The organism is Paraburkholderia sp. SIMBA_030 (assembly GCF_046535245.1).
Lineage (GTDB): Bacteria > Pseudomonadota > Gammaproteobacteria > Burkholderiales > Burkholderiaceae > Paraburkholderia.
This window is the reverse complement of the sequence record NZ_JAWRXB010000002.1, coordinates 370,166-397,143: the sequence shown is the minus strand read 5'-3', so window position 1 is coordinate 397,143 and position 26,978 is coordinate 370,166. Positions and strand designations below refer to the sequence as shown.

The window sequence follows — 26,978 nt, the reverse complement described above, 5'->3', positions numbered from 1 at the left end:
TTAACCTTGGAGGCGACTCTCGATGAAAGCACACGCGCAACGACTCATCGCCGCGCGCCTCGGCCTCGCGCTGCTTACGCTGCTGCTGGTCTCGGCGATCGTGTTCGCCATCACCGGCCTGCTTCCCGGCGATGCCGCACAACAGGCGCTCGGCCAGGCGGCGACGCCCGAAGCCGTGGCGGCATTGCGGCATCAATTCGGACTCGACCAGCCGGCGTTGCAACGCTACTTCGAGTGGCTCGTTCATATTGTCAGCGGCAATTTCGGCACCTCGTTGTCGAACAACCTGCCGGTCAGCCAGCTGATCGCCACGCGCCTGCCCAACTCGCTGGTGCTCGCCGGGCTGACGGCGCTGGTCTCGGTGCCGGTCGCGTTGCTGATCGGTATTGCGTCGGCGATGTTCCGCGGTTCGCTGCTCGACCGCGCGCTCAATGTGCTGACGTTGTCGACGGTCGCGGTGCCGGAATTCCTGGTCGCGACGATCGCCGTGCTGATCTTCGCCGTCAAGCTGCGCTGGCTGCCCGCGCTCTCGTATCTGTCGGAAGTGAACTCGTTCGGTGCGCTGCTGCGGATCTACGCGATGCCCGTGATGACGCTGTGCTGCGTGATCGTCGCGCAGATGGCGCGCATGACGCGTGCCGCGATGCTCGATCAGCTCAATTCGTCGTATGTGGAAATGGCCGTGCTCAAGGGCGCCTCGCCGGTGCGCGTGGTGCTGTGGCACGTGCTGCCGAACACCATCGGCCCGATCGCCAATGCGGTGGCGATGAGCCTGTCGTATCTGTTCGGCGGCGTGGTGATCGTCGAGTCGATTTTCAACTATCCCGGTCTCGCGAGCCTGATGGTCGACGCCGTCACGAACCGCGACATGCCGCTCGTTCAGGGATGCGTGATGGTGTTCTGCGCGGCGTATCTCGCGCTCGTGCTGATCGCGGACCTGTGTCAGATCGTATCCAACCCGAGGTTGCGTCAATGATGAGCCGACCTACCAACCCCCACGTGCCCCACGCCGGCACGGAACTGTACGACGTGAGCCGCGACGAACTCGTCGTCGAGCCGCCGGTAGCCGACGCGGCAGCGCTGCAACAAGGCGTGTTCAAACGGCTGGTTCACCGCTTCTCCGTGCTGGGCCTGATCGGCCTCGCGCTGGTGGCCTTCTGGCTGATCGTTGCGTTCATCGGGCCGCTGATCGCGCCGTACAAAGGCGGTGCGCTCACGTCGACGGAGATTTTCGGCTCCTACAGCGCGGCTTATCCGCTCGGCACCGACTATCTCGGCCGCGACATGCTGAGCCGGATTCTCTATGGCGCGCGCTACACGGTCGGCCTCGCGCTGGCGGCGGCCGTTCTCGCCAGCGTGATCGGCACGTTTTTCGGTCTGCTGGCGGCCGTGTCCACACGCTGGGTCGACGAGATACTGAGCCGCCTGTTTGACGCGATCATTTCGATTCCGAGCAAGGTCCTCGCGCTCGTCGTGGTCGCCGCGTTCGGTTCGTCGATCCCGATGCTGACGACCGTCGCCGCGCTGGCCTATATCCCGGGCGCGTTCCGCATTTCGCGCTCGCTCGCGGTGAACCTGATGGGCCTCGAATACGTACAGGTGGCGCGAGCGCGCGGCGAGGGGATCTTCTACATCGCGCGTGTCGAAGTGCTGCCGAACATGATCCATCCGATGCTCACCGATTTCGGCCTGCGCTTCGTGTTCATCGTCCTGCTGCTCAGCGGGCTGAGTTTCCTCGGGCTCGGCGTGCAACCGCCGAACGCGGACTGGGGTTCGCTGGTGCGCGAAAACATCGGCGGCTTGTCCGAGGGGGCGCCTGCCGTACTGATGCCGGCCATTGCGATCGCGACGCTGACCATCGGCATGAATCTGCTGATCGACAACCTGCGGCGCCGTGGCCGTGGTCAAGGAGGTGCGTGATGGCGGCTCACGACATGATTGAAGTGAAGGGCCTGCGGGTCGTCGCGGGTGCGGCGCCGGGTCCCGTGACCGAGATCGTCAAGGGTGTCGATTTTTCGGTGAAGAAGGGCGAGGTGCTCGCGCTGATCGGCGAGTCCGGCTCGGGCAAGACGACCATCGCGCTGTCGCTGCTCGGCTATGCGCGGGCCGGCTGCTCGATCAGCGGCGGGTCGGTGCGAGTCGGCGAGGTGGAGGTGCTGTCGCTCGACGAGACGGGCCGTCGCGCATTGCGGGCGCGGACCGTTGCGTATGTCGCGCAGAGCGCGTCGGCCGGTTTCAACCCGGCGCGCACGATCATGGATCAGGTCACCGAGCCCGTCTTGCTGCATCGCCTGATGACGAAAGACGCCGCGCGCGCCAAGGCGATCGGCCTGTTCCGCGCGCTGGCGCTGCCCGCGCCGGAGACGCTCGGCGAGCGCTATCCGCACCAGGTGTCGGGCGGCCAGTTGCAGCGGTTGATGGCCGCAATGGCGCTGATTACCGATCCGGCCGTCGTCGTGTTCGACGAGCCGACCACCGCGCTCGACGTCACCACGCAGATCGAAGTGCTCGCGGCGTTCAAGAAAGTGGTTCGCGAACTCGGCACGACCGCCGTGTATGTCTCGCACGATCTGGCGGTGGTCGCGCAAATGGCCGACCGCATTGTCGTGTTGAACGGCGGCGCGGTGAAGGAAAACGGCGAGGTCGCGCAAGTGCTCGACGCGCCCGTCGATGCCTACACGCGCCAACTGCTCGCCGCGACACGCCGCCCGGAACTGGAACTCGGCACGCCTGGCGATAAAACCGGCCGCGTGCTGCCGCCGCTGCTGGAAATTCGCGGCCTCGCGGCGGGTTACGGCCGGCTCGACAGCGAGGGCTTACCCGCGGTGCGGGTGCTCGACGACGTCAATCTGTCGATCCCGCGTGGCCGCACGCTCGGCGTGATCGGCGAATCCGGCTCCGGCAAGACGACGCTGGCGCGGGTGGTGGCGGGCCTCGTCGATCGCGCCCGCGGCGAGGTTCGGTTCGACGGCAAGCCGCTGCCCGCGCAACTGTCGCAGCGCACGCCGGAACAGTACCGGCAGATCCAGATCGTGTTCCAGAACGCCGACACCGCGCTGAATCCGAGCCATTCGATCGCCGATATCCTCGGCCGGCCGCTCGCCTTTTATCACCACCTGAGTGGCTCGGCCGCGAAGAAACGCATGCTGGAACTGCTCGATCTGGTCAAGCTGCCGGCATCGATCGCGACGCGCCCGCCCGCCGGACTGTCCGGCGGCCAGAAGCAGCGCGTGAATCTGGCGCGCGCACTCGCCGCCGATCCGGCGTTGATCCTGTGCGACGAAGTCACGTCCGCACTCGATACCGTGGTCGGCGCGGCGATCCTCGACTTGCTGGGTGAATTGCGTCGCGAGCTCGGCGTGTCGTACATGTTCATCAGCCACGACATCTCGACTGTGCGCGCGATCTGCGACGAAGTAATCGTGCTGTATGCGGGGCGTCGTGTGGAAGCAGGACAGCGCGACGTGCTCGCGGCGCCGCCGTATCATCCGTACACGGAACTGCTGGTCGATTCCGTCCCCGCGCTGAAGCCCGGCTGGCTCGACGCGCGCCGCGAACTCGGCGTGGCCGCGTTGCCGCCGCTGGGGCCGAATGCCGACGTCACCGAGCTGTGCTCGTTCCGCGCGCGCTGTCCGGTGCGAATCGACGGCATGTGCAATATGACGCCGCCGTCGCTGAAGAAGCTGTCTTCGGGTGCGGAGATTCTTTGCCACCATCCGGCGGCCGAATTGAACCGCTTGCAAACCGCGGAGGCGACCCCGGCATGAGCGGACGATTTGTGCGGGTCGCGGAGACGGGCCGCAAGACCTTTCCGATCACTGTGGACGGCGTCGTGCAGCAGGCCGCCGAGGGCGACACGCTGATGGTCGCGTTGCTGACCGGCGCGACGACGTTGCGCGATTCCGAATTCGGCGACGGCCGCCGTGCCGGTTTCTGCCTGATGGGCGCATGCCAGGACTGCTGGGTCTGGACGGCGGCGGGCGCGCGCGTTCGCGCCTGTAGTACGCCCGCCGTGCCGGGCATGTCGATCGTCACGAAACTGTCCGCTGCCGGGGAGGGTGTATGGCCCCGCGTGTAATCATCATCGGCACCGGCCCGGCGGGGGTGCGCGCCGCGCAGGCGCTGGTCGAAGCGGGGCTGCGGCCCACGGTCATCGACGAAGGCCGGCGCGACGGCGGTCAGATCTACCGGCGGCAAGCGGAAGGGTTTTCGCGCAGCTACGAGACGCTGTACGGCACCGAGGCTGAGCGTGCCGCTGCGTTGCATCAGAGTTTCGATGCGCTGAAGGGCAAGTTCGACTATCTGCCGCAGACGCTGGTCTGGAACATCACGCCGAACACCGTGCATCTGGTGAGCGGCACGCAGTACCGGACGCTCGGGTTCGATTCTCTTATCGTTTGCAGCGGCGCGACGGATCGGCTGATGCCGGTCAAGGGCTGGCATCTCGCCGGCACCTACAGCCTGGGCGGCGCACAGGTCGCGCTGAAATCGCAGGGCTGCGCGATCGGCGCACGCACTGTGATGATGGGCAGCGGCCCGCTGCTGTATCTCGTCGCCGCGCAATACGTGAAGGCAGGTGCGCAAGTGGCCGCGGTGCTCGATACGTCGACGTTCATGCAGCGCGTTGCCGCGCTGCCCCGCCTGCTGGCAATTCCGTCCGCGCTCAGAAAGGGTATTGCATTGACACGCGTACTGGCGCAGGCGCGCGTGCCGGTTCATCGCGGCGTGCAGCCGATCGAAATCAAGGGTTCGCCGCAAGACGGCGTGAGCGGCGTCGAAGTTGAGTTGCCGGGCGGCGAGCGCTTCGAGCTGGCGTGCGAGGCCGTCGCGCTCGGCTATCACCTGCGTCCCGAAACACAGCTTGCGGACCTCGCGGGTTGCCGGTTCCTGTTCGACGACAGTACCCGGCAATGGCTGCCGCAAATCGACACGGACGGCCGCAGCAGCCTGAAGGGCATCTACCTGGCGGGCGATGGCGCACGGGTTCGCGGTGCGGATGCCGCCGAACGTTCGGGCCGCCTTGCAGCACTCGCGGCGATGCACGACCACGGCATCCGGGTCGAGGGCGTCGAGCGCCTGCGCGCCGAACTCGCCCGCTTCACGCGCTTTGCCGCGGGTTTGCGGCAAGCCTTTCCGTGGCCGGCGAAATTCGCCGCGTCGATCCCCGACGAAACGATCGTCTGCCGCTGCGAGGCGATTACCGCGGGCGAGTTGCGCCGCGTCGTGCGTGAGACCGGCGCGCAGGAGGCCAATCGCGCGAAGGCGTTTTCGCGCGTCGGCATGGGTCGTTGCCAGGGACGCTATTGCGGCCACGCGGGCGCTGAGGTGATCGCGGCGGCGGCGTCGGTGCCGTTGTCCTCGGTGGGACGGCTGCGCGGGCAGGCGCCTGTCAAGCCGTTGCCCGTGGCGCTTGTCGAGGAGGTGAGCGAATGAGCGCAACGAACGCAACCGAAGCCGACGTGATCGTGATTGGCGGCGGCATCATGGGAACGAGCACCGCATTCTTCCTGCGTCAGCGCAACCGTTCGGTGATTCTGCTCGAACGTGGACTCACCGGGCAGCAGGCGAGCGGTGTGAACTTCGGCGGGATTCGCCGGCAAGGCCGCGCGCTGCCGCAACTGGCGATGGCGAACCGCGCGCTGCGGACCTGGCACCGCTCCGCGGCGCTGCTCGGCGAGGACGTCGAGTTCCTGCCGTCGGGCCATACGCGCGTGTGCTACCACCAGAGGGACGTGGAGAATATCGACCGGTACGCGATCGACGCGCGGGCGCATGGTCTCGAACTCGAAGTGCTGCACGGCGAAGCGATGTTCCGGCGCTTTCCGTTCCTCGGGCGCGAGGTGCTGGCGGCGTCGATTTCGCCGCTCGACGGCCATGCCAACCCGCGTCTCGCCGCGCCTGCGTTCGGCCGGGCAGCCGCGCGTCTCGGCGCGCGGATCGTGGAGAACACGGAGATCGTCCGGGTCGAAAAGGACGGCGACCGGTTTCGCGTGGAGAGCGCGCGCGGCGAAGTGTATCGCGCGGCGCAACTGGTGATCTGCGCGGGCGCCTGGGCGAACCGGCTTGGCGAGCAGTTCGGCGAATCCGTGCCGCTCGCCGCGAGCGGGCCGCAGATGGCCGTCACGGAGCCGGTGCCGTACGTGTTCAGGTCGTCGATGGGGGTCTTCACGTCGGTGAAGGAAGAGAGCATCTATTTCCGCCAGATTCCGCGCGGCAACATCATTCTCGGCGGCGGTCCCGGTGGTCCGGCGGATGCCGCCACGTCTCGCGCTTCGGTCGTGCCGAGCAATACCGTGCGTCAACTGGCGCAACTGCGCCGCCTCGTGCCCGCGATGGCGCCGCTGCATGTGATTCGCGTCTGGAGCGGGGTAGAGAGTTATCTGCCCGACGGCGAGCCGGTGATCGGCCCGAGCAGCAAGGTGGACGGCCTGTACTACGCGTTCGGCTTCTGCGGCTCGGGTTTCCAGATCGGCCCGGGGGTAGGCGAGACGCTGGCCGAACTGGCCGACACAGGCAGCACACCGATTCCGCTCGACGCGTTTTCCATCGCACGTTTTGCGAAGCGCCCGGCTGCCCATTCCGAAACCGCGACGTCATGAAACAGTCCATCACGCTCAATGCTGCCCGGGCATTTATCGAAGCGCATTTCGCGGAGCCGGTGACGCTCGCACAGCTTGCCGAGTTGTCCGCGCTCAGTGTTTCGCGGTTTGCGACCGTGTTCCGCCAGCAGTACGGATCGTCGCCGTACCGGTATCTGTGCGGCTTGCGGATTCAACGCGCGCAGACGTTGTTGCTCGAAGGCGTGCCGGGGTCTGTCGTCGCGACCGAGGTCGGCTTCTTCGATCAGAGCCACTTCGGCCGCCATTTCAAACGATGCTGCGGGATGACGCCCAGCATGTTTATCGAGCGCGCGGCGGCGCATGGCGGCGCGCAGTCTGTTTCCAGCATGAAGCGCGCAGCGAGTGCAACGGGAGCAGCGGCGCCCGTTGCCTCGATGAATACCGGGCGCTCAGCCAAGCACCAGTCCGGCTTTTTTTAGCGCGGCGCGGATGCCGAGCGCCGGGTGCGTGCGATCGACCGTGTGCATATCCGCCCGCGTTTCTTCGATAATCCAGTCGCGCAAGCTTGCCACGATGGGCCGCATCGGCCGATGCGGTGGCGACACGACACAGAAGCGCCGGTTCGTCACGATGATTTCGTTTTCGGCCGGCAGCAGGGCGCCTTCGCACAACCAGTGCGCCACCACGTTGAGCCAGCCGAGCGCGATTCCCTGGCCGAGCAAGGCGGCCTGCACGACGATCGCGTAGTCGTTGAAACTCAGCATGTGTGCCGCACGCCGCCGATGTTCCGCGAACGCCGTGAAGCGCTCGTGCCAGCCGCGTTCTTCGTCGTCCATCACGATCACCGTGTCGCCTTTTGCGCGGCCGGCATCCTGCTGCATCTGGACGTAATAGCGATGGTTGCAGACGGGCAGCAGCGTCTCGGGCATCACGAGCGCGCTGTTGGCGTCGAATTCCTCTTCCTTCAGGAAACGCATGCCGAGATCGACGTCGACGAGCGGGCCGCCGATACGCCCTGAAATCAGCTGGAAGCGCAGATCGATCGACGGAAACGCCTGATTGAGGCGGTTCAGCCGCGGCATCAGCCAGTGCGTGGTGAACGCCGTGGATACCGATAGCGTGACGGTGTCCACGCCGGTGGCGCGCGCTTCGATTTCGCGGATCGCGTCTTCTATTCCGCCGAATCCCTCGCTGATCTTGCGGTAGAGGATCTTGCCGTTTTCTGTCAGTTCAATCCCGCCGCGCACTCGCTCGAACAACTGCACGCCGAGATGATCTTCCATGCGCGCGAGCATTCTGCTGACAGCCGGCTGACTGACGTACAACTCCTGCGCCGCGCGCGTGAAATTGCCACAACGGGCGGCGGCTTCGAAGACGAACAATGCGTTCGCGCTGGGTAGTTTTCTGCGGAGACTAGGCATAACTTCATGTTATGCCCGATCCAACAATTAGGGAATTGCTGTCAATAAGATCGCCCCGTATATTTTTGTGAAACGCGCGGTAGTGCGGTGCGTCATTCACTGAGCATGACTTGCGGACTTCAAAGGATTACGAAATGAAACTGACTCAATTCAAGGTTCTGACTTTCGACGTCGTCGGTACGCTGATCGACTTTGAAAGCGGGGTGCTCGCGTCGGTACGCCGGCTTGGCGGCGACGCGGCAAAGGATCTGACCGATGACCAGATTTTCCAGCCCTACATGCGTGGCCGTGAAAAGCATCCGGGCCGTTCGAGCAAGGAGATGGCGAACGTTTATTTGTCGCTGGCTAAAGAGTTGGGCTTGCCCGACGATGCCCAAACCGCCGCGGCATTCCAACGCGACGTGCTCGACTGGCCGGCCTTCAGCGATTCCGTCGACGCGCTCAAACGCCTGCGCAAACATTTCCGCCTGGTGGCCATGACGAACGCCGACCGCGTGGCGCTTTCGTCTTATGCCTACACGCTCGGCGATCCGTTCGACGACACGGTGACGTGCGACGAGACCGGTGTCGCCAAACCCGATCCGCAATTCTTTGCATACAACCGTGGACGCCAGGCGGCGTTCGGCTACAAGTTCGGCGAGATCCTGCACACGGCGCAGAGCCAGTACCACGACATCGGCGTGGCGACCGGGCTGGGTTATTCGACGTGCTGGATCGAACGCCGGCAAGACATGAAGGGTTTCGGCGCGACGCCGACGCCTTCCGGGGTGACGACGCCGACATTCAGATTCGCGACGATGGCGGCGCTTGCCGATGCGGTCGAGGCGGAGGCGCGGGGCGCTTGAGTATTGGATGGAGCCAAAAGTGCGAATTCAGTCGCGATAGGCGCGATCGATCCTGTCGAGTTTGCGCAGCAAGGCGGGCCATTCCAGTGCGCCTTCCACCGCGCCGCCGTCGTACAGCTGTTCGGCGGTGCGTGCCGCTACCGCGTCGTTCGCGCTACGATAGGAGTCCGGCACGCGGACCCACGGATTCGCCACGCCGTTCCACAAGGAGACGTGCTAATGCGTGAAATACGATGGGCATCGGAAGAGGGCGACGGCGTCGAGCATCTGGCGTTCGACGCCGGCGACGACGGCTTTGCGGTCGAAAGCGCCGTGGTCGGACAGCGCTACGGCAAGGCCTACGGCTTGCACTACAAGGTGCACTGCGATTCGCAGTGGCGCACCACCTATGCGTGGCTGAAGATTGTCGGCGGTGGCGAACTGGAACTGCACGGTGACGGCGCGGGCCATTGGCGCGACGGCCACGGTCTCGTGCTGAGTTCGATCGAGGGCTGTATCGACATCGATATCGCGGCCACGCCGTTCACCAACACGCTGCCGATCCGCCGCTTGCAATTGGCCGTGGGCGAGCGTCAGCCGATCTCCGTGGCGTACATTTCGACGCCTGATTTGCAGGTCACACGTGTCGAGCAGGCCTATTCGTGCATCGAGTTGAATCGCGAGTATCGCTACGAGGGCATCTTCCGCAATTTCACGGCGAACATTAAGGTCGATGAAGACGGCCTGGTGATCGACTATCCGACGCTGTTCACGCGCCTGCCGCGCGCGCGTTGACGGCGCTGTCAGGGCCGCCGTTGCCCACGCTGTTGCCCGGTCGGTGCTGCTCGACAAAGCGCTCGATGAACTGCACCGGTGCATGCGCATGGCGAGCACGCGGGTGCAACAGCATGTCGCGAATCACGCCGCCGCCTGCATGCTGCGCCGTGCGGCCTTGCGTGCGCTCGGCGTCGCTGCATTGGCGGCGTCGACCGCGGCCACGAGGCCGTCGATACGCGCGAGTTGCGCGCGATTGTCGTGATCCCACGGATGAAAGCCGGGCCGGAAAAAGCTCAGCCACTCACCGGCGATGCGCGGAAACACGCCATGACGCGGCCCGTACAGATACTTCACCACGCGCCACATGCCGCGAATACGGCCTTCGCGTTTGCGATCGGCGACGATCAGGCGCAGGTGGTAGTCGAACACGATCAGCCAGAATGTCAACGTGGTGGCGAGCATCGTACCGGTGCGCAGCAGGTAGTCTTCAACGCGCGCAGGATGTACTCGACCTGCGACTCGATCATGAACACCATCGAGTTGTGACCGAGCCCCGTGTTCGGGCCGACGATCATGAAGAAGTTCGGATAGCCAGGCAGTGTGGTGCCGAGATACGCATGCGCGCCATCGCGCCACGTATCGACGATATCGACGCCGCCGCGCCCGAGCACCACGCCCGGCGGAAACGGATCGGCCACCTGGAAGCCGGTGCCGAAGATCAGGCAATCGACCGGATGACGCGCGCCGTCGGTCGTGATCACCGCGTCTTCCTCGACGCGGGCGATGCCGGTGGTCGTCACCGAGACGTTCTGGCGTGACAGCGCAGGGAAGTAGTCGTTTGAAATCAGAATGCGCTTGCAACCCATTGTGTAGTTGGCGTGAGTGTCGCGCGCAATTGCGGATCGGGCACCTGGCGGCGCAGATGCCGCTCCGCCACTTTCTGCGCGGTCTTCATCAGCGAAGGGTGGATCGCGAAGCCGAAGGCGCGCGATTCGAGCATGCAGTAGAGCGCCGAGCGCATGATCTTCTGCGTGAACGGCAGATGCCGGAACAGCCATTGTTCGAGCGGTTTCACCGGGCGGTCGGCCTTCGGCATGATCCACGGCGGCGTGCGCTGGAACAGGTTCAGATGGGCCACGCGCGGCGCGATTTGCGGCACGAACTGGATCGCGCTCGCGCCGGTGCCGATCACGGCGACGCGTTTGCCTTCGAGCGGATAGGCGTGGTCCCAGTGCTGCGAGTGGAACGCCTTGCCCTTGAAGGTTTCGAGGCCGGCAAGGCGCGGCGTGGCCGCGCGCGACAGTCCGCCCATGCCTGAGATCAGCACCCGCGCCGACCATTGCCGGCCGTCGGCGAAGGTCAATTGCCAGCGGTGGCGCGTCTCGTGATAGATCGCGCTCGCCAGTTCGTGACCAAAGCGCACATGACGCTGGATGCCGAAGCGTTGCGTGCAGTCTTCCAGATAAGCGCGAATTTCCGGCTGGCGCGCGAACATGCGGGTCCAGTGCGGATTCGGGGCGAACGAGAACGAATAGACGTGCGATTGAACGTCGCAGGCGCAGCCGGGGTAGTGGTTGTCGCGCCAGGTGCCGCCGACCGAATCGGCCTTTTCGGCAACGAGAAAATCGGTCATGCCGGCCTGCCGGAGCCGGATCGCCATGCCCAGGCCCGCGAAGCCGGAGCCGATGATCGCGATATCGGTATCGATGGACGCGGACGCGTCGGGCGCCGCGGCGTCGTTGGGCATCATGCGTGCGTTCATCCGATCCGTCTCCTTTTTGTTCACCCTTAACTGTTACATTGAGTGATGTAACAATAGCGGCCGGCAACGGATGCCGCAAGCGGCTGTTTAGACGGGAAACTCTATGGAGCGGCGGAGGTTGTGGCGCAAGGCCCGAGCGGCTACGGTGCTGGCCGGGTAGGGCTTCGAGGCTGATGCGGAAGTGTGTGTCGTTCCGTTATGTGAAAAATGCCGGGCGGATTCGCTTCGGAAACCCACCCGGCCTACCGCTTCAACGTGTTATTGCACCGATGCCTTCGGCGCGGCAGTCATGCGAGCCGCTGCAGGCTCGTCGGTGCCGTTGCTTTGCACGATATGCAGTTCACGTGTGCGGACCGGCAAGCTGCATTGCGCGTTGTTGAGCGTTTGACGGACCTGGCGAGCGAGATCCCAGCGCATGTCCCAGAACGCGTCGATGCTGGTCCACACGCGGATGTTCAGGACCACGGTGCTGTCGTCGAAACGGGCCACCATCACCTGCGGCGCGGGCTTTTGCAGCGCGCGCGGGTCGGCAACGGCGAGATTGCGCAGTGCGGCCAGCGCCTGGTCGACATCGTCACGCACTGAGATTTCCACTTCCAGATCAAGTCGGCGGGTCGGATTGCGGTTGTAATTGCGGATTGAATTGCTCCACAGCGCGCTGTTCGGCACGTATTCGCAAATGCCGTCGGCTTTCGTGAGGCGCGTCGTGAACAGGCTGATTTCTTCGACGGTGCCCGCGACGTTGCCCGCGCCGGCATCAATGTAATCGCCCACCTTGAACGGCCGCAGCAGCAAAAGCATGATGCCGGCCGCGATGTTTTGCATCGTGCCCTGCAGCGCGAGACCGATAGCGAGGCCGGCGGCGCCGAGCACGGCGACGATGCTCGCCGTCTGGATACCCAGTTGCGACAGCGCGCCGATGATCGAGACGACGCGAATGCTCCACAGGCACGTGTCGCAGATGACCGGGCGCAGCGTGGCGTCCATGCGAGACTGGCTCGCGAGCAGCCGGTTGAGCGAGCGTGCGACGCGGCGGGCGACCCACCAGCCCACCACCAATATCAATGCGGCCGCGCACAGGCGCATCGAGATCGTGGCGAGTGCGTCCCAAAGGAAGGTCCACTGGTTAGGGTGAACCTCAGCGAGTAGAGTCTGCATGGCCTTAACGGTCCTGGGTTTTTTTTAAGCGGCGGTGTGTTGTTCGCCGCATGGTTTATAAGAAGCGTGAAACCCGCGCGTCCGCGCAACGCGAGTGACGAGCAGGTATCCGGAGAATGACGCGATTAAAGCGTGCGAAGAAGGGACCGCGTCGCAAAGCGAAAGTTCTGCCGGTAAAACCTTTTCAACAAATTGAGTTTCCGGATGCAAAAGGCGGGCGGCGCGCGATAGCGAGGTGAGAGGGGGCATCAAGGCATAAATCGATACGGATGACGAAGTAACGCGTGGTGCTGTGTTTTCGAACTGACAACGTCTATTTTTCCGCAAGACTGGCTGCCACCTCGCGGTTTTGCCATACGTTGTCCTTCACGGTAACTTTCTGTGGAATCAGATGGGCGCCGTAAAACGCATCGGCGACCCCCTGCTGCGAGCGCACAATCTCGTCGGTCACGGCGGTGGTGCCGTACGGATAGCGGCGCACCCATGTTTCGACCAGCTGCTGATCCAGACCGACCTTCGGCGCGATCAGCGCGGCGGTTTCCACCGGATGGCCGTTCACCCACAGGCCGGTGGTGCGCAACTGCCCGAGAATCGCGACGATCACGTCTGGATGCTGCTGCGCGAAGTCGCGTGTCGCTTCATAGAAGCTGTAAGGGGTGTCGAGCCCCGAATAGCCCACGAGGGTGCGCGCTTTCAGCGCCTGTTGTGCAGAGGCGTAGTACGGGTCCCAGATTACCCACGCATCGACGGTGCCGCCCTCGAAGGCGGCCCGCGCATCCGCGGGCGCCAGATACACCGGGCGGATGTCCTCGTAACGCAGACCCGCTTTCTTCAGCGCCTCCAGCAGCAGATAGTTCGCGCTCGAACCCTTCTGCAGCGCCACGCGTTTGCCCTTCAGTTCCGCCAAGCTACGCAGCGTCGAATCGTTTCTGACCAGCACGGCTTCGGCATGACGTCCGGACGGCTCAGCTCCCACGTACACGAAGCGCACCCCGCCCGCTTGCGCGAACACCGCTGGCGGCGCGCCGGTGTAGCCGAAGTCGACGCTGTTTGCATTCAGTGCTTCGAGCAGTTGCGGGCCGGCCGGAAATTCGAACCATTTGATGCTGTAGCCGAGCGGCTTGAGCTTGTCGTCGAGCGAGCCTTGCGCTTTGAGGATCGCGAGCAAGCCTGATTTCTGATAGCCGATGCGCAGCACCTTGGCCGGCTCGCTGCCGTTGCCATTGCGGCTGCTCTGCGCTGTCGCGCTCAATGTGGTGAGCGCCACCAGCAACGCGGCGGCGATGTGAAGCGAAATACGGGTATGACAGGCCATCCGGTGACTCTCCATTGCGTTCGATTGGTCGAAGATCGTCGCATGGACGTCCCGCCGATCAAACGAAGCAATGCAGATTTGAATATGACGCGCGCGCGAACGCGCAGGGGCATGAAAGCGCCCGCATAAGCGGCGACAGGAAAGGCGCCTTTCGCAACCCGGGTGGCCGCGAGTGTCCGCCGCACGGCTATTTTTTGGGTTTACCTTTCTTTGCCACAGCACGCTCTGCCGCTGTGCCTTCCGGCGGATGGCCGAGCTTCTTTTCCATGATCGCCGCGACGCGGCCGCCGAGATAATCGCCGGACGCTTCCTCGAGCGCGCGATTCATTTCGCTTTCCACCAGCACCATCGCCAACGGCCGCACACGCCAGATCGCGTCGACCAGCGCGGGCACGTCGGCGGGCGGCGGCAGCGCGTCGGCGTCGTAGCGGTCGAGTTGACGAACCACCAGATCGACCAGCGCCTTGGCGACCGCATTGAAATGCGGCCGGGCGATGCCGACGGCGTCGAGCAGGTCGGCCAGTGGAATGCCTTCCTTCGCCATGGTCGCGCCGGCGGCGAGCGCCGTGGGGTTGCCCGACACGAACGAGAGGCCGTTGCGTTCCAGCAAACCCAGCTCGACAGCTTTACCGAGCGCGCTCGGCGAGGCTTTGTCGCCGAACATCTGCAGCAGTTCGATCAGCGAGTATTTTTTCGGCCGCTCGCGCGACCAGCGGCTGCCGATCGCGGTTTCCAGGCCGAGGATCGAACGCAGATCGTGGCCTTCGTCGACCGCCTTGATCAGGTCCTGGATGTTCGCGAGAGTGTAGCCGCGCGCGAGCAGATGGTTGATCAGCTTCAGACGCGATACGTGCGTGTCGTCGTATACGCCCACCCGGCCGCGCTTTTCCGGCGGCGCGAGCAGACCGCGGTCCTGATAGGCGCGCACGTTGCGTACGGTGGTATCCGTGACGCGCGCGAGTTCGTCGACGGTGTATTCGTTGCGCGGCGTGTAGCTACCGGGGACTTCGTTCGGGGTGGCGGACAGGGAGGGAGCGGGGGGCGGCGTATTTGGCATGGGGGGATTTTAACGCGGCCGCGAGATGCGTATTGAAGAAGCCCTGCGCTTCAGCCGCGCTCCTGCGCGACGTCGTCTGGTACGGCCGAATCGCCCGCGCCCAACGTTCGCTGCATCAACGTGGTGTCCAGCCACCGGCCATGCTTGAAGCCGACTGCCTTCAGCGTGCCGATCAGCTCGAAGCCCAGTTGCCCGTGCAGCGAGAGGGAGCCGCCGCTGCCGCCGTCGGCGATCACGGCGATCATCTGGCGCCACGGTCCGGTTTCGCATCGTTCGATCAGCGCCTGCAATAGCACGCGTCCCAGACCCCGGCCGCGATATGCATCGCCGACGTAGATCGAATCTTCGATGGTGTTGCGATACGCGGCGCGCGACCGGTAGGGTGTCGCGTAGCAATAGCCGGCGACTTCGCCGTCGATCTCGGCCACCATGTACGGCAAGCCGTGACTGCGGACCGACGCGAGCCGCGTGCGCAGATCGTCGACGGAAGGCGGCGTTTCTTCGAACGAGGCGACGCCGGTCAGCACGTGGTGCGCGTAGATCGCCTGAATCGCGGGCAGATCGGCTTCGGTGGCGTCGCGGATCAGCGGCGCGGTGGACGGGGTGTGGACCGGAACCGTCGAAGAAGGCCCGTGGCGGGTGGTACTCATACGTGTTCCTGTAGTGGCCGCTGTCTCTGCGGATACGTTTCACTATGCCCGCAGCGCGCGCGGATTTGAAGCGAGTCAAAAATCGCTGCGACGAATGGGCGGTATCACCGCATGCATACGTGAGCGGCCAGAGCGACTCGGCCCGCAGGGAGCCCGGCAACGCGGCCTTGCCGGGCTCTTCAACCGTTAAGGCAAACGCATGCACGAAGCATGCGCTTCACCGATCAGCCATGCGAGTACATATCAGGCTGCGTCACATGCCCGCGATGATGCCGGTGATGCGTCGCCTTGTGCTTCGGCTTGGCCTTGGTTGGCGCGCCTTCGCCGGGCTGCTGCTGTTGCCGGGGCGGTTGCTGCTGTTGCGCTTGCGTGCCCGGTGCGGGTGCCGGATGCTCACTGCCTGAGGGCAGCGTGCTTTGTCCTTCACCGAAACGATAGGTTTGCGCGTACGCGGTTGCGGACAGCGCGAGGGCGGCAACCGCCAGGCAAATCGAAAGCTTCATGAATCCTCCTTCTGAACGAGCCGGTGAGGATACCGCAATGTGGAGCGTGGCTGCGCCGGCGCACTTCGGGAAAAGCGCCGTGCCCCCGCCACGCATGCCACCACCACGATGGTGACCAGAATCATCGTGGGCGGCACCGGTTCGTGCAGCAGCAGCGCGGCCAGCAGCAGGCCGAAGAACGGTTGCAGCAGTTGCAGTTGCCCGACGCCCGCGATGCCGCCGAGCGCCAGTCCGCGATACCAGAACACGAAGCCGATCAGCATGCTGAACAGCGACACGTAGGCGAGGCCCCATAGCGCTGCGTGACTGATGCCTTCAAGCGATGCGGGCCGCGCCCACCACGCGAGCGGCAGCATCACCGGCAGCGACAACACCAGCGCCCACGAGATCACCTGCCAGCCGCCGAGATGACGCGAGAGCCGCGCGCCTTCGGCATAGCCCAGGCCGCAAACGATGATCGCCGCCAGCATCAGCGCGTCGCCGATCGGCGACGCGTCGAGGCCGTGGCGCAATGCGAAGGCGACCACCGCGCTGCTGCCGAGCGTCGAGAACAACCAGAACGCCGGTTGCGGGCGCTCGCCGCCGCGCAGCACGCCGAAGATCGCGGTGGCGAGCGGCAGCAGCCCGATAAACACCACCGCATGAGCCGACGTCATGTGGCGCAGCGCGAGTGCCGTCAGTAGCGGAAAGCCGACCACCACACCGAGCGCGACGACCACCAGCGGCAGCAGGTCGCGCCGCGCCGGGCGAGCCTCGCGAAAGGCGAGCAGTAGCGCAAGGCCGAGAATGCCCGCGATCGTCGCGCGGGCGACTGTGAGAAACACCGGGTCGAGGCCCTGCACGGCAATACGCGTGGCCGGCAGCGAGCCGCTGAATATCAGCACGCCCGCGAGGCCGCTGAGCCAGCCATTGGTTGTCTTGTCCATCGGGAGAGTCCATTCGAGAGAACCCATAGCATCCGCTTTGCGCCCGTAAAGGGTAAGCTACGGATCAGTACAATTTGTGCAAACTGTACCGAACATGGAGCAGTACAGATGATGGACAGTGATTCCAGTCGGGCGGCTTCACGCACGCGCGTCGGTGCGGTGATGGAGAGCTTGCGCGAGCGCATCGCCAGCCGTTCGCTGATGCCGGGCGCGCGCGTGCCGTCGATCCGCGCGATGACCGAGGCGCTGGGCGTGTCGAAGTCGACGGTGGTGGAAGCGTACGATCGGCTGGTGGCGGAAGGCGCGATCGTCGCGCGGCGCGGTTCCGGCTTTTTCGTGTCGGGTCATGTGCCGCCGCTGGCGCTCGCCGACCTCGGGCCGCGGCTGGATCGCGAGGTCGATCCGCTGTGGCTGGCGCGGCAGTCGCTAGAGGCCGGCGCGAAGGTCTTCAAGCCGGGCTGCGGCTGGATGCCGGCTTCATGGCTGCCGGAAGACGGCGTGCGCCGCGCGTTGCGAGCGGTGGCGCGCGATCCGCAGTCGCCGCTTGCCGAATACGCGACCCCGCACGGTCTGCCCGCAATGCGTCAGCAACTGGCATGGCGGCTCGCGCAGCACGGCGTTGAGGCGCCACCCGAGCAGATCGTGCTGACCGACGGCGGCACGCATGCGCTCGATCTCGTGTGCCGCTTTCTGCTCGAACCCGGCGACACCGTTCTGATCGACGATCCGTGCTACTTCAACTTCCAGGCGCTGCTGCGCGCGCATCGCGCCCGCATTGTCGGCGTGCCTTACACGCCGTCCGGTCCCGATCTGGCGGCATTCGAACGGGCCGTGATCGAACACCGTCCGCGGTTGTATGTGACCAATTCGGCGATTCACAATCCGACCGGCGCCACGCTTGCGCCGGCCGTCGCGCATCGGCTGTTGAAGCTGGCGGGCGAGCACGATCTGCTGATCGTCGAGGACGATATCTTCGCCGACTTCGAGGACGAACCCGCGCCACGTCTTGCCGCTTTCGACGGCCTCGCGCGCGTGGTGTCGATCGGCAGTTTTTCGAAGACCTTGTCCGCGGCGGTGCGTTGCGGTTATATCGCTGCGCGTGCCGCATGGGTCGAGCCGCTGATCGACCTGAAGCTGGCGACGTCGTTCGGCAACGGCCAGCTCGCGGCGAGCGTGGTGCATCGGTTGCTGGTGGACGGTACCTACCGGCGCCATCTGGAAGCAATGCGCGCCAGGCTCGCGGATGCAATGGGCGAGACGGTCAGGCGGTTGGGATCTGCAGGCCTCGAAATATGGACGCGGCCGCGCGCCGGCATGTTCTTGTGGGCGCGTCTGCCGGATGCGCTCGACGCCGCCGACGTCGCGCGTCACGCGCTAGCTGACAACGTGGTGTTCGCGCCGGGCAATGTGTTCAGTGCGTCGCAGTCGGCGGCCGGTTTCCTGCGTTTTAACGTATCGCAATGCAACCGGCCGAAGGTGTATGAGGCGCTGCAACGGGCGATGGACGTCTCAAGTTCCGCGGAGGCGCGCGGCTGAAAACATTCCGGGCACCGATACGGCCCATAAGGGGAGTGTGACAATGAGCGACGTCCGGCAGTATCTTCAGCAGCAGGGGCGGTAGCGCATTCGAACTCGCTCCGTTGGCAGATGAGCGGCCGTGTCAAGGGGGCGTTCACTCCTCGCATTTCACATCCTGTTTTGGCACGACGATAATCACCGGGTACGTTCCCTGGTCGAGTTCCACGCGCGCGACCACGGCCATCGTCGCGCTGTCGATATCGTCGTACACGCTGACTTTTTCATGCCGAAGGCTTGTGATGCCGGTACAGGCTGACGCGCTACCCTCGTCGGAGACTTTGCAGTGGATCGGGTTGTCTGCAAGGTAGCGGTATTTGTCTCTGTCGGGGGCCGCAAGGTATTCACGAACGCTCTGTGCCGATCCACCGACGCCGGTGACATACCCAATGGCGCACTGCTGCTGGGATGTATCGCTGCTCCCGGATGTTTCGGCTTTCGCGGCCATGCTTGTGGCAGCGATGACTGCCGCGAGTGTCGATGCAAGGAGGTATCTCATGGCGCAAATCACGGTTGTCGGATCGAAGTGCTGAATTGTAATGGCATCTTGCCCATGGAGGCCGAAAGCGACGAACGGCTGCTATTGCCGGATTCGACACGCGCCAACGGCATTCGGCGCTGAATTCGTTTCGCCGCTGGTCGCGCAGTTTCTGGCGATTCACGAAAACGTCAGGGCTGAGCTCGTGCTCGCCGAGCAGCATCTCGACCTCGCCAAAGCCAGCATCGATCTCGTGGTCCGTCTTGGTCGTCTGTCGGACTCGAATCTGCGTGTGAGGCAAGTAGGTACCTTGCGGCGTGTTGTGTTCGGTTCGCCGGCCTATTTCGTCTCGCACGGTTACCCGGACCATCCGTCCGAGCTTGCCGCGCACGACTGCATCCTGCGCCAGCACGCTGTGCATGAAACATGGAGATTCAACCGGGCAGGCGGGGCAGTCGAGGTCGCCGGGCGCTTCCGGTCCACCAGCGCGCTAGCCTGCAATACGGCGGCTGCCGCTGGCGTGGGGATAGGTCGGGCACCGATCTTCCAGGTGCCAAAACTTCTCGACGCGGGTCAGGTGGTCACGGTGCTCGACGCGTTCGAGCCGGAACCCTCCCGGTGCATCTGTTGTGGACCGAGGGCCGTCCCGTGCCGCGTCGCATACGGGCGTTGATCGACTTTCTGGCTGCTCGCCTCGTGTCCGGAATAGGGGCGGGCGCGTGACATGAAAGTCCGTACATGGATGGTTGGTGCTTCGCAGATCAGCTTACTGCGTGCCGGGCCGGTTGGGCGGCGGCAGCGCCGGATCGAGTTTGGCGGACTCCCTGACCAGTTGGTCCGTCATCGCCGACGCGACCGGGTTTGAGCCGCGGCGATGCAGGTCGTTACGGCCGGGTTGGTTCGGCGGCGGTGGCAGCGCCGGATCGAGTTGGGCTGACTCCTTGACCAGTTGGTCCGTCATCGCCGATGCGACAGAGTTCGAGCCTTGGCGATACAGGCCATCGCGGCCACGCTCGATTCGCGGCGCCAGGTTCGCCCTCGAGTTGAAGGACGCCTGGGCGTTTGCCGAGGCAAGCGTATGGCGCGGCTGTTGATGCGGCTTTGTTTCTGATGTCGGCCTTTGCGCAACAGTCGTGGCTGCCGGAACGGGGTAGGGCACCACCTTCCTCGCCGGAGATGGCTGCGGTGCCGCTGCGATGGCATCCGTGCCTCTGGCAGGCGGCTGCGGTGCCGCGGCAATGGCGTCCGTGCCTCTGGCAGGCGGCTGGGGTGCCGCTGCAATGGCGTCCGTGCCTCTGGCAGGCGGCTGCGGTGCCGCTGCAATGGCATCCGTGCCTCTGGCAGGCGGCTGCGGTGCCGCGGCAATGGTGTCCGTGCCTCTGGCAGGCGGCTGCGGTGCCGCGGCAATGGCATCCGTGCCTCTGGCAGGCGGCTGCGGTGCCGCTGCGATAGCGTTCGTGCTTCTGGCTGGCGGCGTTGCGCTAATCACACTTCCCGCGGCTACATGAGCGGTGCCGAATCGGGAATCGACCCCACCAGTTGCGACGGAGTTGCGCATCCCGGCATCGGCTTCTTCTGTCGATTGATCACCTTTAGGGAACAGTAAGTAAGAGGCGAATCCCAACTCGACCAGGAGCACCCCAGTTATCAATGTCTTGCCTATATTCGTCATATCTAGCAAACGGGTCTTTCAAGCAATGCGATTGTCAAATGATAGTCGAATGCTCGCGAAACACCCAGACGGAGGCTCGTAACATCCGGCCACGATGAGCGATGCGGCAGCGTTATCGGATCCGTTATTGGATCCGCTGCACGACGACTTGCACCTTGCCATCCGCTCTGGCGTGCCCGCGGACAGTTCGCACGCCGCGCGACGCCTCGCGCTCAAGCGAAGCGTGCGGCGCCAGAATATGCTGCGCCTACAGGAGGCGAGGGGATATCCGAGCGAGCGCTTGCGCAGAAGCGCTCATTTGCACAGCAGAAGCAGGCGCTCCTGTTCCGTGCAGAGGGCGCGCGGTTTTTGCGCGGCTTGCGTCGCCGTCGCGCTGATCGCCGCGCTCCTGTTCGCGAGACACGCGCGCAAATGCTTTTCGACCGGCCCGTAGTATTTCCATCCGCGCACGAGGGCCGGCAATTCGATTTTCACCTGCTTCCACTTGGGATGCCCGTGCTCCTGCAGATTGTCGAAGTTGGTGCACAACGAATCGGCGAAGCGATTCAGCTTGCCGACGGTATCGCGCAGGCCGTAGTCATAGGTGACGAGAAAGGCCTTGACGGTGAGCGTGGGTACGTCTTCTTTCAGCCAGTTCGGATAGTTGCTTGCGCGGATCGTCGCGGGGAAATACGTCTGCTTTGCACGGGCGGTTTCGGGCGCGGCGGGATCGACCTTGAGAAGGCGGATCTGTTGCAGCAGGTCGGCGTTCATGTCGTTGAACAGTTTGGCCGGCTGTCCGACGACGATGATCGCGACGTCCACCTTCCTGGCGATCAAGGCTGCCAGCGCGTCTTCGTTACTCATATGCTGAACGTTCTGTTCCGGAATCGCCTGGCCGAACATCAGGTGATACAAGGTGGTCGCTGTTTGGGCGGTGCCGCTGCCGATCAGGCCGATACTGATGGACTTGTCCTTGATGTCGGCGAAGGTTTTCAATGGCGAATCCGCGCGCACCACGACGTTAATTTCTTCGTCGTACAGCGGCATGATGAGCCGCAACGGGCGGATCGCAGTGCCCGCATCGGCGTTGCCCGCGTTGGCCATATCGATGTAGGCCTGATACACGTCGGACTGCACGAGCGCAAGTTTCACGCCTTGCTCGAAGCGCAAGCGCTGCACGTTTTCCGCCGAGCCCTTGGAGGCGATCACCTCGAGATCGATGCCCGCGGGTCCCGCAACCCATTTCGACAGATCCTGGCCGATCTGGATATAGGTGCCTCGCTCCGGACCGGTGACGATCTTGTAGTGCGCAGGCTCGGCGAAAGCAAACGAAAACATGACCGTCAGTACCAGCCCCAGCCATCCGGTCAGAAGTCTCTTTAGCATGGTCTATCTACCTATCGATCAGGTTTGAACAGGCTTGCGCGTCGGCGCGAGCGAAGCGTCGGCGAGCCGCTTTGCCGGGTCAGTTTCAGTGCATGGCGCGTGCAATGTCCGTCTGTTTCCGCTCAGTGGCCGCGCGATTATTCGCTTGATCGGTCATGCAAACGGCAACATAATTCGTTATCCGTATGATTATTCATCGAACTGGTACAGCCGCCAATGCGCTGCTCTCCGCCGGCATGCCCTTGGGCAACGGCACTTGCAATTGAACTTGCTGAGACTGCGGCTGAGGCTGGGTTTGCTGTTGTGCCTGCTGATGCCTGACTTGCGCCGAGCTGCCTATCGCGGCGTGCGGGGTGAGCGGCGCCCAGCCGGTTTCGCGAATCGCGTGCTCGAGAAGGGTTTTCGCGGTGGGGTTGCCGGTGTCGATCGTGAGTGCATCGTTTGCGTGTTGACGCACGCACATCCACAATTGCTGCGCGGCGCACGCTTGCGCCGCCTGCAACGCGGTATCGCGGCGCGCGGCCAATGGCTTCAATTCGCCTAGCAGGTTCTGCGCGTCGGCGTTGTCCGGTTGCAGCGTTTGTGCCGCGCCCAACGCCGCTTGTGCCGTCGAGAGATCGTTGGCGCGTAGGGCCACACGCGCTGCTTGCACGGCTTGCGCGGCATCGTGGAACTGCGGCGCTGCCGGCGGTTTTACTGTGACGACAGGGGCTGCCGGAACTGCCGCAATCGGCGCAGCGGCCGTCGGCGGATTGACCGGCCTGATTTGCCTGGCCTGATTAGTCTGGTTAGGCGGCTGATCTGGTGTGGCCGGTGTATATAGCGCGATCGTTCCGGTTGCCGTCGTGGCATCCCGATTGATATCGGCGGGCTCGTCGCTCGTATTGCTCTGCCATTCGTGGTTGTCGCGCAATAGTGCAAAGCCGACATACGCTAGTCCGATTACGACGAACGCCGCGCCCCCCACCAGCATCATCCGTACCGATGGCCTGCGCCCGCTGCCCCAATGCGGCGGATTGGCGAGCGGCGCAATGGGCACATCGGGCGACGTGAGGATGGGGGCTTGCATCGCGGCCCCGGCACGGACGGCCTCGCCGATGTCTGCCTTGTGGACGGTTTCGCCCGTCGGTGTGGATTCGATGCTGCTCGTTTGCGGCAACACGTTCATCGCGCTGGCACGGCTGGCGGGAATCTCGGCGCGCTTGTGCGGCCCCCCTTCGAGCGGATGTGCCGCGCCGCAATACGGGCAGTAATCGACCTGCCGGTACAGTGCACCGCCGCAGCGTTTGCAAGGCGTCGGGAAACTATGGCCGATGAGTGTCTGGGTGGACATGCTGTGGACCCACCTGTGGGAAACAATGCCTGTACGGCATGCTCCAGATCGTGCTGAGGCCGGAGCCATGTCCGCGTAAATCACGATCTACATGCGCTGGAGAGCGTTGCGCCACATGCTCTCGCTATGCGGTGCCGCTCGTTTAAATATGTGGCGTTTCCGTGAGAACGTCAATCGACGTTCTCACCTACCTGTTGCACGAAAAAGCACGTTTTGTCGGTACGACGAAACACTGCATATGTCGGCAGGACGAATGGGCAGGTGGTCTTTTTCACGGCGCAGGTGAAGTCGCGGCGTGGCGATGTGGCGGCGCGATTGGTCGGACGAAAATTGGTAGGACGAAATCGTGACGATGAAACGAAACGAGGTCGAAGCGGGCAGCGTTCGACCTCGTGATTCACGCGCCAGGCGGACGGATCAGTGCTTGCGCAACGGATGATCCTTCAGGAACCACGCGAGTGCGAAAGCGAGCAACACCACGCATGCCGCCGACAGATAGACCGTGTGCAACGAGCCGGCAAACGCCTGCAGATAATCGTCGCGCAATGCTTGCGGCAATTGATGGATCGCAGCGGGCCCAAGCGCGTGCGGCAATTCGGTGTCGGGCGGAATCAGCTTTTCGAGGTGCGCGGCGAGGCCGTTCGAAAACACCGCGCCAAAGCCGGCCACGCCGATCGAGCCGCCGATCGAGCGGAACAGCGTTGCGCCCGAAGTGGCCACGCCCATATGCCTGAACTCGACAGTATTCTGCACGGCGAGAATCAGCACCTGCATCACCATGCCAAGCCCGCAGCCGAGAATGCCCATGTCGATATACATCACGTGGATCGGCGTGCCGATCTGCAAGCGGGCGAGCAGCAACATCGCGACAGCCACGAGGAACGTGCCAGCAATCGGGAACATGCGGTATCTGCCGATCTTGCTGATCACGCGGCCGGTTACCATCGACATCACGAACAGCCCGCCCATCATCGGCAGCATCTGCATGCCGGCTTGCGACGGCGTCGATCCTTTGACCACCTGCAAATACAGCGGCAGGAACGTCACCGCGCCGAACATCGACACGCCGACGATAAAGCCGATCAGGCTGCTCAGCAAAAACGTGCGCTGTCTGAAAAGTTCAAGCGGCATGATCGGCTCGACGGCGGTCCGCTCTTCGTGGATGAAGCCCCAGATCGCCACCAGTCCCATGCCCAGCGTGAGCCACAATTGCGGCGATGACCACGGCAAGATCGTGCCGCCCTGGCTCGTGAACAGGATGATGCAGGTCAGCGCGCCGGCGAGAAAGGCGGCACCCATGTAGTCGATGGTGTGCTTCACATGCCGGACGTGCGGTTTGAAGACCGCGCCGATCACCAGCAGCGAGATCACGCCGAGCGGCAGGTTGATGTAGAAAATCCAGCGCCAGCTCAGATGCTCGACGAGGAAGCCGCCGAGCAGCGGTCCGACCACCGTCGCGAGACCGAACACGCCGCCGAACACGCCTTGAAAGCGGCCGCGTTCGGCTGGCGGAATCACGTCGGCGATGGCGGCCATGGTCACCACCAGCAGACCGCCGCCGCCGAGCCCTTGCAGCGCGCGCAGCACGATCAGCTGGGTCATGTCCTGCGCGATGCCGCATAGCGCGGAGCCGGTGAGGAACAACACGATCGCCGTTTGCAGCACGATCTTGCGGCCGAACAGATCGCCGAATTTGCCGTACAGCGGCACGACGATCGTCGAACTGAGGAGGTAGGCGGTCACCACCCATGACAGATTGTTCAGGCCGCCCAACTCGCCGACGATGGTCGGCAGCGCGGTCGAGACGATGGTCTGATCGAGCGCGGCGAGCAGCATGACGAGCAGCAGCGCCGGAAACAGCAGACGGATCGGCGGATGATCGCTCGCGCTCGTCAGTTCGGCAGGTTGAGTCGTTGTAGATTGATCCATTGGCACCACAGCGTTGAAATTAATTAATTTAGAGATTAATATATGCGACGTCTCTCCAGTCGTCAAATCAAAAGTAATGGCTAGTCATCCGCACAATGAGCCGTCCAAAGACCTGTCCGGCGAGCCTGGGTTGAAAAGCGCGCCTGCCCGCCGGCCCGGCCGGCCTTCAGGCGCGGCGCGCGGTCCGGAGCAGCGCAGCCGCCTGCTGGACGCCGCGCTGGCGCTGTTCGCGAGGCAGGGGATCGTCGACACGACGCTCGGGGCGATCGCCCGCGAGGCAGGTTTCACGCCGGCGATGGTGCATTACTACTTCAAGACGCGCGATCAACTGCTCGACGTGCTGATCGACGAGCGTTTCGTCCCGCTGCGCGCGGCACTGGGCGTTCCGTTCCAGGAATATCCCGACGATCCGGTGGCGGCAATCACGCAGCTTGCGCAGCGGCTCGTGCAGGTGGCGGCCGACCATCCGTGGTTTCCGTCGCTGTGGGTGCGCGAAGTGATCAGCGACGGCGGCCTGCTGCGGCAGCGCATGCACGAACGGTTCGGCGACGCGCATCAGAAGGCGGCGTTGTCGTCTATTGCACGCTGGCAAAAAGAAGGGCGGCTGAATGCGGGGCTGGAGCCGTCGCTGGTATTTGTCAGCTTGCTCGGGCTGACGATTCTGCCGTTGGCCACCTCCAAGCTGTGGCGCAATGACCCTGTGCGGCGCAATATCGGCGGCGCAGAAATCGCGCGGCATGCGGTAGCATTGCTGACGTACGGCATCAGGCCGCAGCAATAGTCGTTTGCGCTCGAATTGGGGGTGCGAGCCCTGGCGAATGCCGTGGTTTTTTACTTTTTACACGCCGTGCCAATTCACACGGCGTGCGGCACAGCGGCGGCTGGACGCAGCCGATGCGGGCTTGCAGACGCGATGATAGCGCCGCGCAGTTCGCAGGCGGCGCTGCCGGCATCCTGCTGGCATATAGGCAAGCTGCCGCCGGTGTGAAACCGGCGAGGCACGCAACGTGCTCGCTGACGAGTGGATGTGGATTTCATCGACGTGCCTTTTTGGCGCGTTAGTGTGCGCACCGTGTTGCGCTCAGGCCATGTTTTACAATCGCGGCCACCGCGTGCAACTCGCTGCGTGAAAGCGAGTCGGAATCATGAACAGCAAGACGGCAACCGCCAGTGCGGCGGTAAGCAGCAACAGCAGAGCAATACCCTGGCCGCATCTGGCGGCCTAACCGGATTTTTTGAGCAACAACAGAACATGAACGGAGCATTGAGACTCGATCAGGCCACGATCGTGCTCGTCGAAGACGACCCGGATAGCCGGGAATCGCTTACCCTGTTACTCGAAGCAGAGGGCGCACATGTCGTCGCGGTGGCGGATGCGGAAGAGGGCGTCGAGGCGGCGCTGCGGGTGTTGCCCGACGCAGTGGTGTGCGACCTCGAATTGCCGACCATGGACGGGTTCTATCTGATCCAGCGGCTGCGCGATCACGAGATTCGCGGCGATCTCGCACCCTCGGTCGCCGTGGCGCTCACGGGCCACACCGACGACGCTTACCGGCTGCGCAGCATCGGCGAAGGCTTCCAGCATTTCATGACCAAACCGGCGTTGCCGGAAGCCCTCGTGACGCTGCTGCACGACGCGATCGACGCCCGCGCGGCGGGCTGATCAGCTT

General features: G+C 64.2%; 27 protein-coding genes and 3 pseudogenes. 14 read left to right on the top strand and 16 right to left on the bottom strand.

Translation table 11 applies throughout. From position 1 onward, the window contains the following. Nucleotides 1–22 precede the first annotated feature (22 nt). The 7 genes from SB772_RS04995 to SB772_RS04965 are packed head-to-tail and all read left to right on the top strand — an operon-like array spanning nt 23 to nt 7,039. Nucleotides 23–976, top strand: coding sequence for an ABC transporter permease (locus tag SB772_RS04995; RefSeq protein ID WP_410832164.1), 954 nt, complete (start codon nt 23–25; stop codon nt 974–976). Continuing rightward, nucleotides 973–1,920 (top strand): ABC transporter permease, encoded by a 948-nt coding sequence (locus SB772_RS04990; RefSeq protein WP_410832163.1) that lies wholly within the window; start codon nt 973–975, stop codon nt 1,918–1,920. Before SB772_RS04995 ends, SB772_RS04990 begins: the two co-directional genes overlap by 4 nt. After that, nucleotides 1,920–3,767 carry an ABC transporter ATP-binding protein gene (locus tag SB772_RS04985; RefSeq protein ID WP_410832162.1) on the top strand — a complete coding sequence of 616 codons (1,848 nt, stop codon included), beginning with the start codon at nt 1,920–1,922 and terminating at the stop codon, nt 3,765–3,767. The genes SB772_RS04990 and SB772_RS04985 overlap by 1 nt, the downstream gene beginning before the upstream one ends. After that, entirely contained in the window at nt 3,764–4,078 is a 315-nt protein-coding gene (locus tag SB772_RS04980; RefSeq protein WP_410832161.1) for a (2Fe-2S)-binding protein, read from the top strand. Before SB772_RS04985 ends, SB772_RS04980 begins: the two co-directional genes overlap by 4 nt. Beyond that, nucleotides 4,063–5,433, top strand: a complete 1,371-nt coding sequence (locus tag SB772_RS04975; protein WP_410832160.1) for an FAD-dependent oxidoreductase — start codon at nt 4,063–4,065, stop codon at nt 5,431–5,433. The genes SB772_RS04980 and SB772_RS04975 overlap by 16 nt, the downstream gene beginning before the upstream one ends. After that, nucleotides 5,430–6,599 carry an NAD(P)/FAD-dependent oxidoreductase gene (locus SB772_RS04970; protein WP_410832159.1) on the top strand — a complete coding sequence of 390 codons (1,170 nt, stop codon included), beginning with the start codon at nt 5,430–5,432 and terminating at the stop codon, nt 6,597–6,599. The genes SB772_RS04975 and SB772_RS04970 overlap by 4 nt, the downstream gene beginning before the upstream one ends. Continuing rightward, the gene (locus tag SB772_RS04965; protein ID WP_410832158.1) at nt 6,596–7,039 is read left to right on the top strand and encodes a helix-turn-helix domain-containing protein; all 444 of its coding nucleotides are present in this window, start codon (nt 6,596–6,598) and stop codon (nt 7,037–7,039) included. The genes SB772_RS04970 and SB772_RS04965 overlap by 4 nt, the downstream gene beginning before the upstream one ends. Here the strand turns inward: SB772_RS04965 and SB772_RS04960 are convergent. Further along, a complete protein-coding gene (locus SB772_RS04960; protein WP_410832157.1) occupies nt 7,010–7,981 on the bottom strand; it encodes a LysR family transcriptional regulator in 972 nt (323 codons plus the stop codon). The genes SB772_RS04965 and SB772_RS04960 overlap by 30 nt on opposite strands. Nucleotides 7,982–8,115: 134 nt before the next feature. Here SB772_RS04960 and SB772_RS04955 point away from each other — a divergent pair, with 134 nt between their 5' ends. Further along, nucleotides 8,116–8,826: an HAD-IA family hydrolase gene (locus tag SB772_RS04955; protein WP_410832156.1), complete on the top strand. Its 711-nt coding sequence runs from the start codon at nt 8,116–8,118 to the stop codon at nt 8,824–8,826. 27 nt (nt 8,827–8,853) lie between these two features. Here the strand turns inward: SB772_RS04955 and SB772_RS04950 are convergent. Next, nucleotides 8,854–8,970: pseudogene (locus SB772_RS04950) on the bottom strand (class II aldolase/adducin family protein); the annotation flags it as partial. Nucleotides 8,971–9,045: 75 nt separating this feature from the next. On the opposite strand from SB772_RS04950, the gene SB772_RS04945 reads away from it, so the two are divergent. Further along, nucleotides 9,046–9,600 (top strand): putative glycolipid-binding domain-containing protein, encoded by a 555-nt coding sequence (locus tag SB772_RS04945; RefSeq protein ID WP_410832155.1) that lies wholly within the window; start codon nt 9,046–9,048, stop codon nt 9,598–9,600. Here SB772_RS04945 and SB772_RS04940 read toward each other — a convergent pair. The 9 genes and pseudogenes from SB772_RS04940 to SB772_RS04900 form a co-directional block, all read right to left on the bottom strand. Beyond that, a complete protein-coding gene (locus SB772_RS04940; RefSeq protein WP_410832154.1) occupies nt 9,575–9,727 on the bottom strand; it encodes a hypothetical protein in 153 nt (50 codons plus the stop codon). The genes SB772_RS04945 and SB772_RS04940 overlap by 26 nt on opposite strands. Beyond that, nucleotides 9,724–10,065 (bottom strand): annotated as a pseudogene (locus tag SB772_RS04935) (metal-dependent hydrolase); the annotation flags it as partial. The gene SB772_RS04940 and the pseudogene SB772_RS04935, both read right to left, overlap by 4 nt. A 2-nt stretch (nt 10,066–10,067) precedes the next feature. Then, a pseudogene (locus tag SB772_RS04930) lies at nt 10,068–11,344 on the bottom strand (flavin-containing monooxygenase); the annotation flags it as partial. A 258-nt stretch (nt 11,345–11,602) separates the two neighbouring features. Beyond that, nucleotides 11,603–12,502, bottom strand: a complete 900-nt coding sequence (locus SB772_RS04925) for a mechanosensitive ion channel family protein (protein WP_410832153.1) — start codon at nt 12,500–12,502, stop codon at nt 11,603–11,605. Nucleotides 12,503–12,815: 313 nt separating this feature from the next. Further along, a complete protein-coding gene (locus tag SB772_RS04920; protein WP_410832152.1) occupies nt 12,816–13,817 on the bottom strand; it encodes a sulfonate ABC transporter substrate-binding protein in 1,002 nt (333 codons plus the stop codon). Nucleotides 13,818–14,004: 187 nt separating this feature from the next. Next, nucleotides 14,005–14,874, bottom strand: a complete 870-nt coding sequence (locus tag SB772_RS04915) for a MerR family transcriptional regulator (RefSeq protein ID WP_410832151.1) — start codon at nt 14,872–14,874, stop codon at nt 14,005–14,007. Between the two features lie 50 nt (nt 14,875–14,924). Beyond that, the gene (locus SB772_RS04910) at nt 14,925–15,524 is read right to left on the bottom strand and encodes a GNAT family N-acetyltransferase (RefSeq protein WP_410832150.1); all 600 of its coding nucleotides are present in this window, start codon (nt 15,522–15,524) and stop codon (nt 14,925–14,927) included. 224 nt (nt 15,525–15,748) lie between these two features. Continuing rightward, nucleotides 15,749–16,027: a hypothetical protein gene (locus tag SB772_RS04905; protein WP_410832149.1), complete on the bottom strand. Its 279-nt coding sequence runs from the start codon at nt 16,025–16,027 to the stop codon at nt 15,749–15,751. Continuing rightward, nucleotides 16,024–16,953, bottom strand: a complete 930-nt coding sequence (locus tag SB772_RS04900) for a DMT family transporter (protein WP_410832148.1) — start codon at nt 16,951–16,953, stop codon at nt 16,024–16,026. The genes SB772_RS04905 and SB772_RS04900 overlap by 4 nt, the downstream gene beginning before the upstream one ends. A 108-nt stretch (nt 16,954–17,061) precedes the next feature. On the opposite strand from SB772_RS04900, the gene SB772_RS04895 reads away from it, so the two are divergent. Further along, nucleotides 17,062–18,489 carry a PLP-dependent aminotransferase family protein gene (locus tag SB772_RS04895; protein WP_410832147.1) on the top strand — a complete coding sequence of 476 codons (1,428 nt, stop codon included), beginning with the start codon at nt 17,062–17,064 and terminating at the stop codon, nt 18,487–18,489. Between the two features lie 136 nt (nt 18,490–18,625). Here SB772_RS04895 and SB772_RS04890 read toward each other — a convergent pair whose 3' ends face one another. After that, nucleotides 18,626–19,027, bottom strand: coding sequence for a hypothetical protein (locus SB772_RS04890; RefSeq protein WP_410832146.1), 402 nt, complete (start codon nt 19,025–19,027; stop codon nt 18,626–18,628). A 40-nt stretch (nt 19,028–19,067) separates the two neighbouring features. Between SB772_RS04890 and SB772_RS04885 the strand changes: the two genes are divergently transcribed. Next, complete coding sequence (locus SB772_RS04885; protein WP_410832145.1) at nt 19,068–19,679, top strand: substrate binding domain-containing protein; 612 nt, start codon at nt 19,068–19,070, stop codon at nt 19,677–19,679. Between the two features lie 93 nt (nt 19,680–19,772). On the opposite strand, the gene SB772_RS04880 is transcribed toward SB772_RS04885, so the two are convergent. After that, nucleotides 19,773–19,967 (bottom strand): hypothetical protein, encoded by a 195-nt coding sequence (locus tag SB772_RS04880; RefSeq protein ID WP_410832144.1) that lies wholly within the window; start codon nt 19,965–19,967, stop codon nt 19,773–19,775. 224 nt (nt 19,968–20,191) lie between these two features. Between SB772_RS04880 and SB772_RS04875 the strand changes: the two genes are divergently transcribed. Further along, nucleotides 20,192–20,458, top strand: a complete 267-nt coding sequence (locus tag SB772_RS04875) for a hypothetical protein (protein WP_410832143.1) — start codon at nt 20,192–20,194, stop codon at nt 20,456–20,458. Between the two features lie 514 nt (nt 20,459–20,972). Here the strand turns inward: SB772_RS04875 and SB772_RS04870 are convergent. The 3 genes from SB772_RS04870 to SB772_RS04860 all read right to left on the bottom strand — a co-directional run bounded on the left by SB772_RS04870 (nt 20,973) and on the right by SB772_RS04860 (nt 25,308). Beyond that, the gene (locus tag SB772_RS04870; protein ID WP_410832142.1) at nt 20,973–22,046 is read right to left on the bottom strand and encodes a TAXI family TRAP transporter solute-binding subunit; all 1,074 of its coding nucleotides are present in this window, start codon (nt 22,044–22,046) and stop codon (nt 20,973–20,975) included. Nucleotides 22,047–22,239: 193 nt separating this feature from the next. Further along, a complete protein-coding gene (locus SB772_RS04865; RefSeq protein ID WP_410832141.1) occupies nt 22,240–23,379 on the bottom strand; it encodes a hypothetical protein in 1,140 nt (379 codons plus the stop codon). 417 nt (nt 23,380–23,796) lie between these two features. After that, entirely contained in the window at nt 23,797–25,308 is a 1,512-nt protein-coding gene (locus tag SB772_RS04860) for an MDR family MFS transporter (protein WP_410832140.1), read from the bottom strand. 76 nt (nt 25,309–25,384) lie between these two features. On the opposite strand from SB772_RS04860, the gene SB772_RS04855 reads away from it, so the two are divergent. Beyond that, the gene (locus SB772_RS04855) at nt 25,385–26,089 is read left to right on the top strand and encodes a TetR/AcrR family transcriptional regulator (protein WP_410832139.1); all 705 of its coding nucleotides are present in this window, start codon (nt 25,385–25,387) and stop codon (nt 26,087–26,089) included. A 471-nt stretch (nt 26,090–26,560) separates the two neighbouring features. After that, nucleotides 26,561–26,971, top strand: a complete 411-nt coding sequence (locus SB772_RS04850) for a response regulator (RefSeq protein WP_410832138.1) — start codon at nt 26,561–26,563, stop codon at nt 26,969–26,971. Nucleotides 26,972–26,978: the final 7 nt, after the last annotated feature.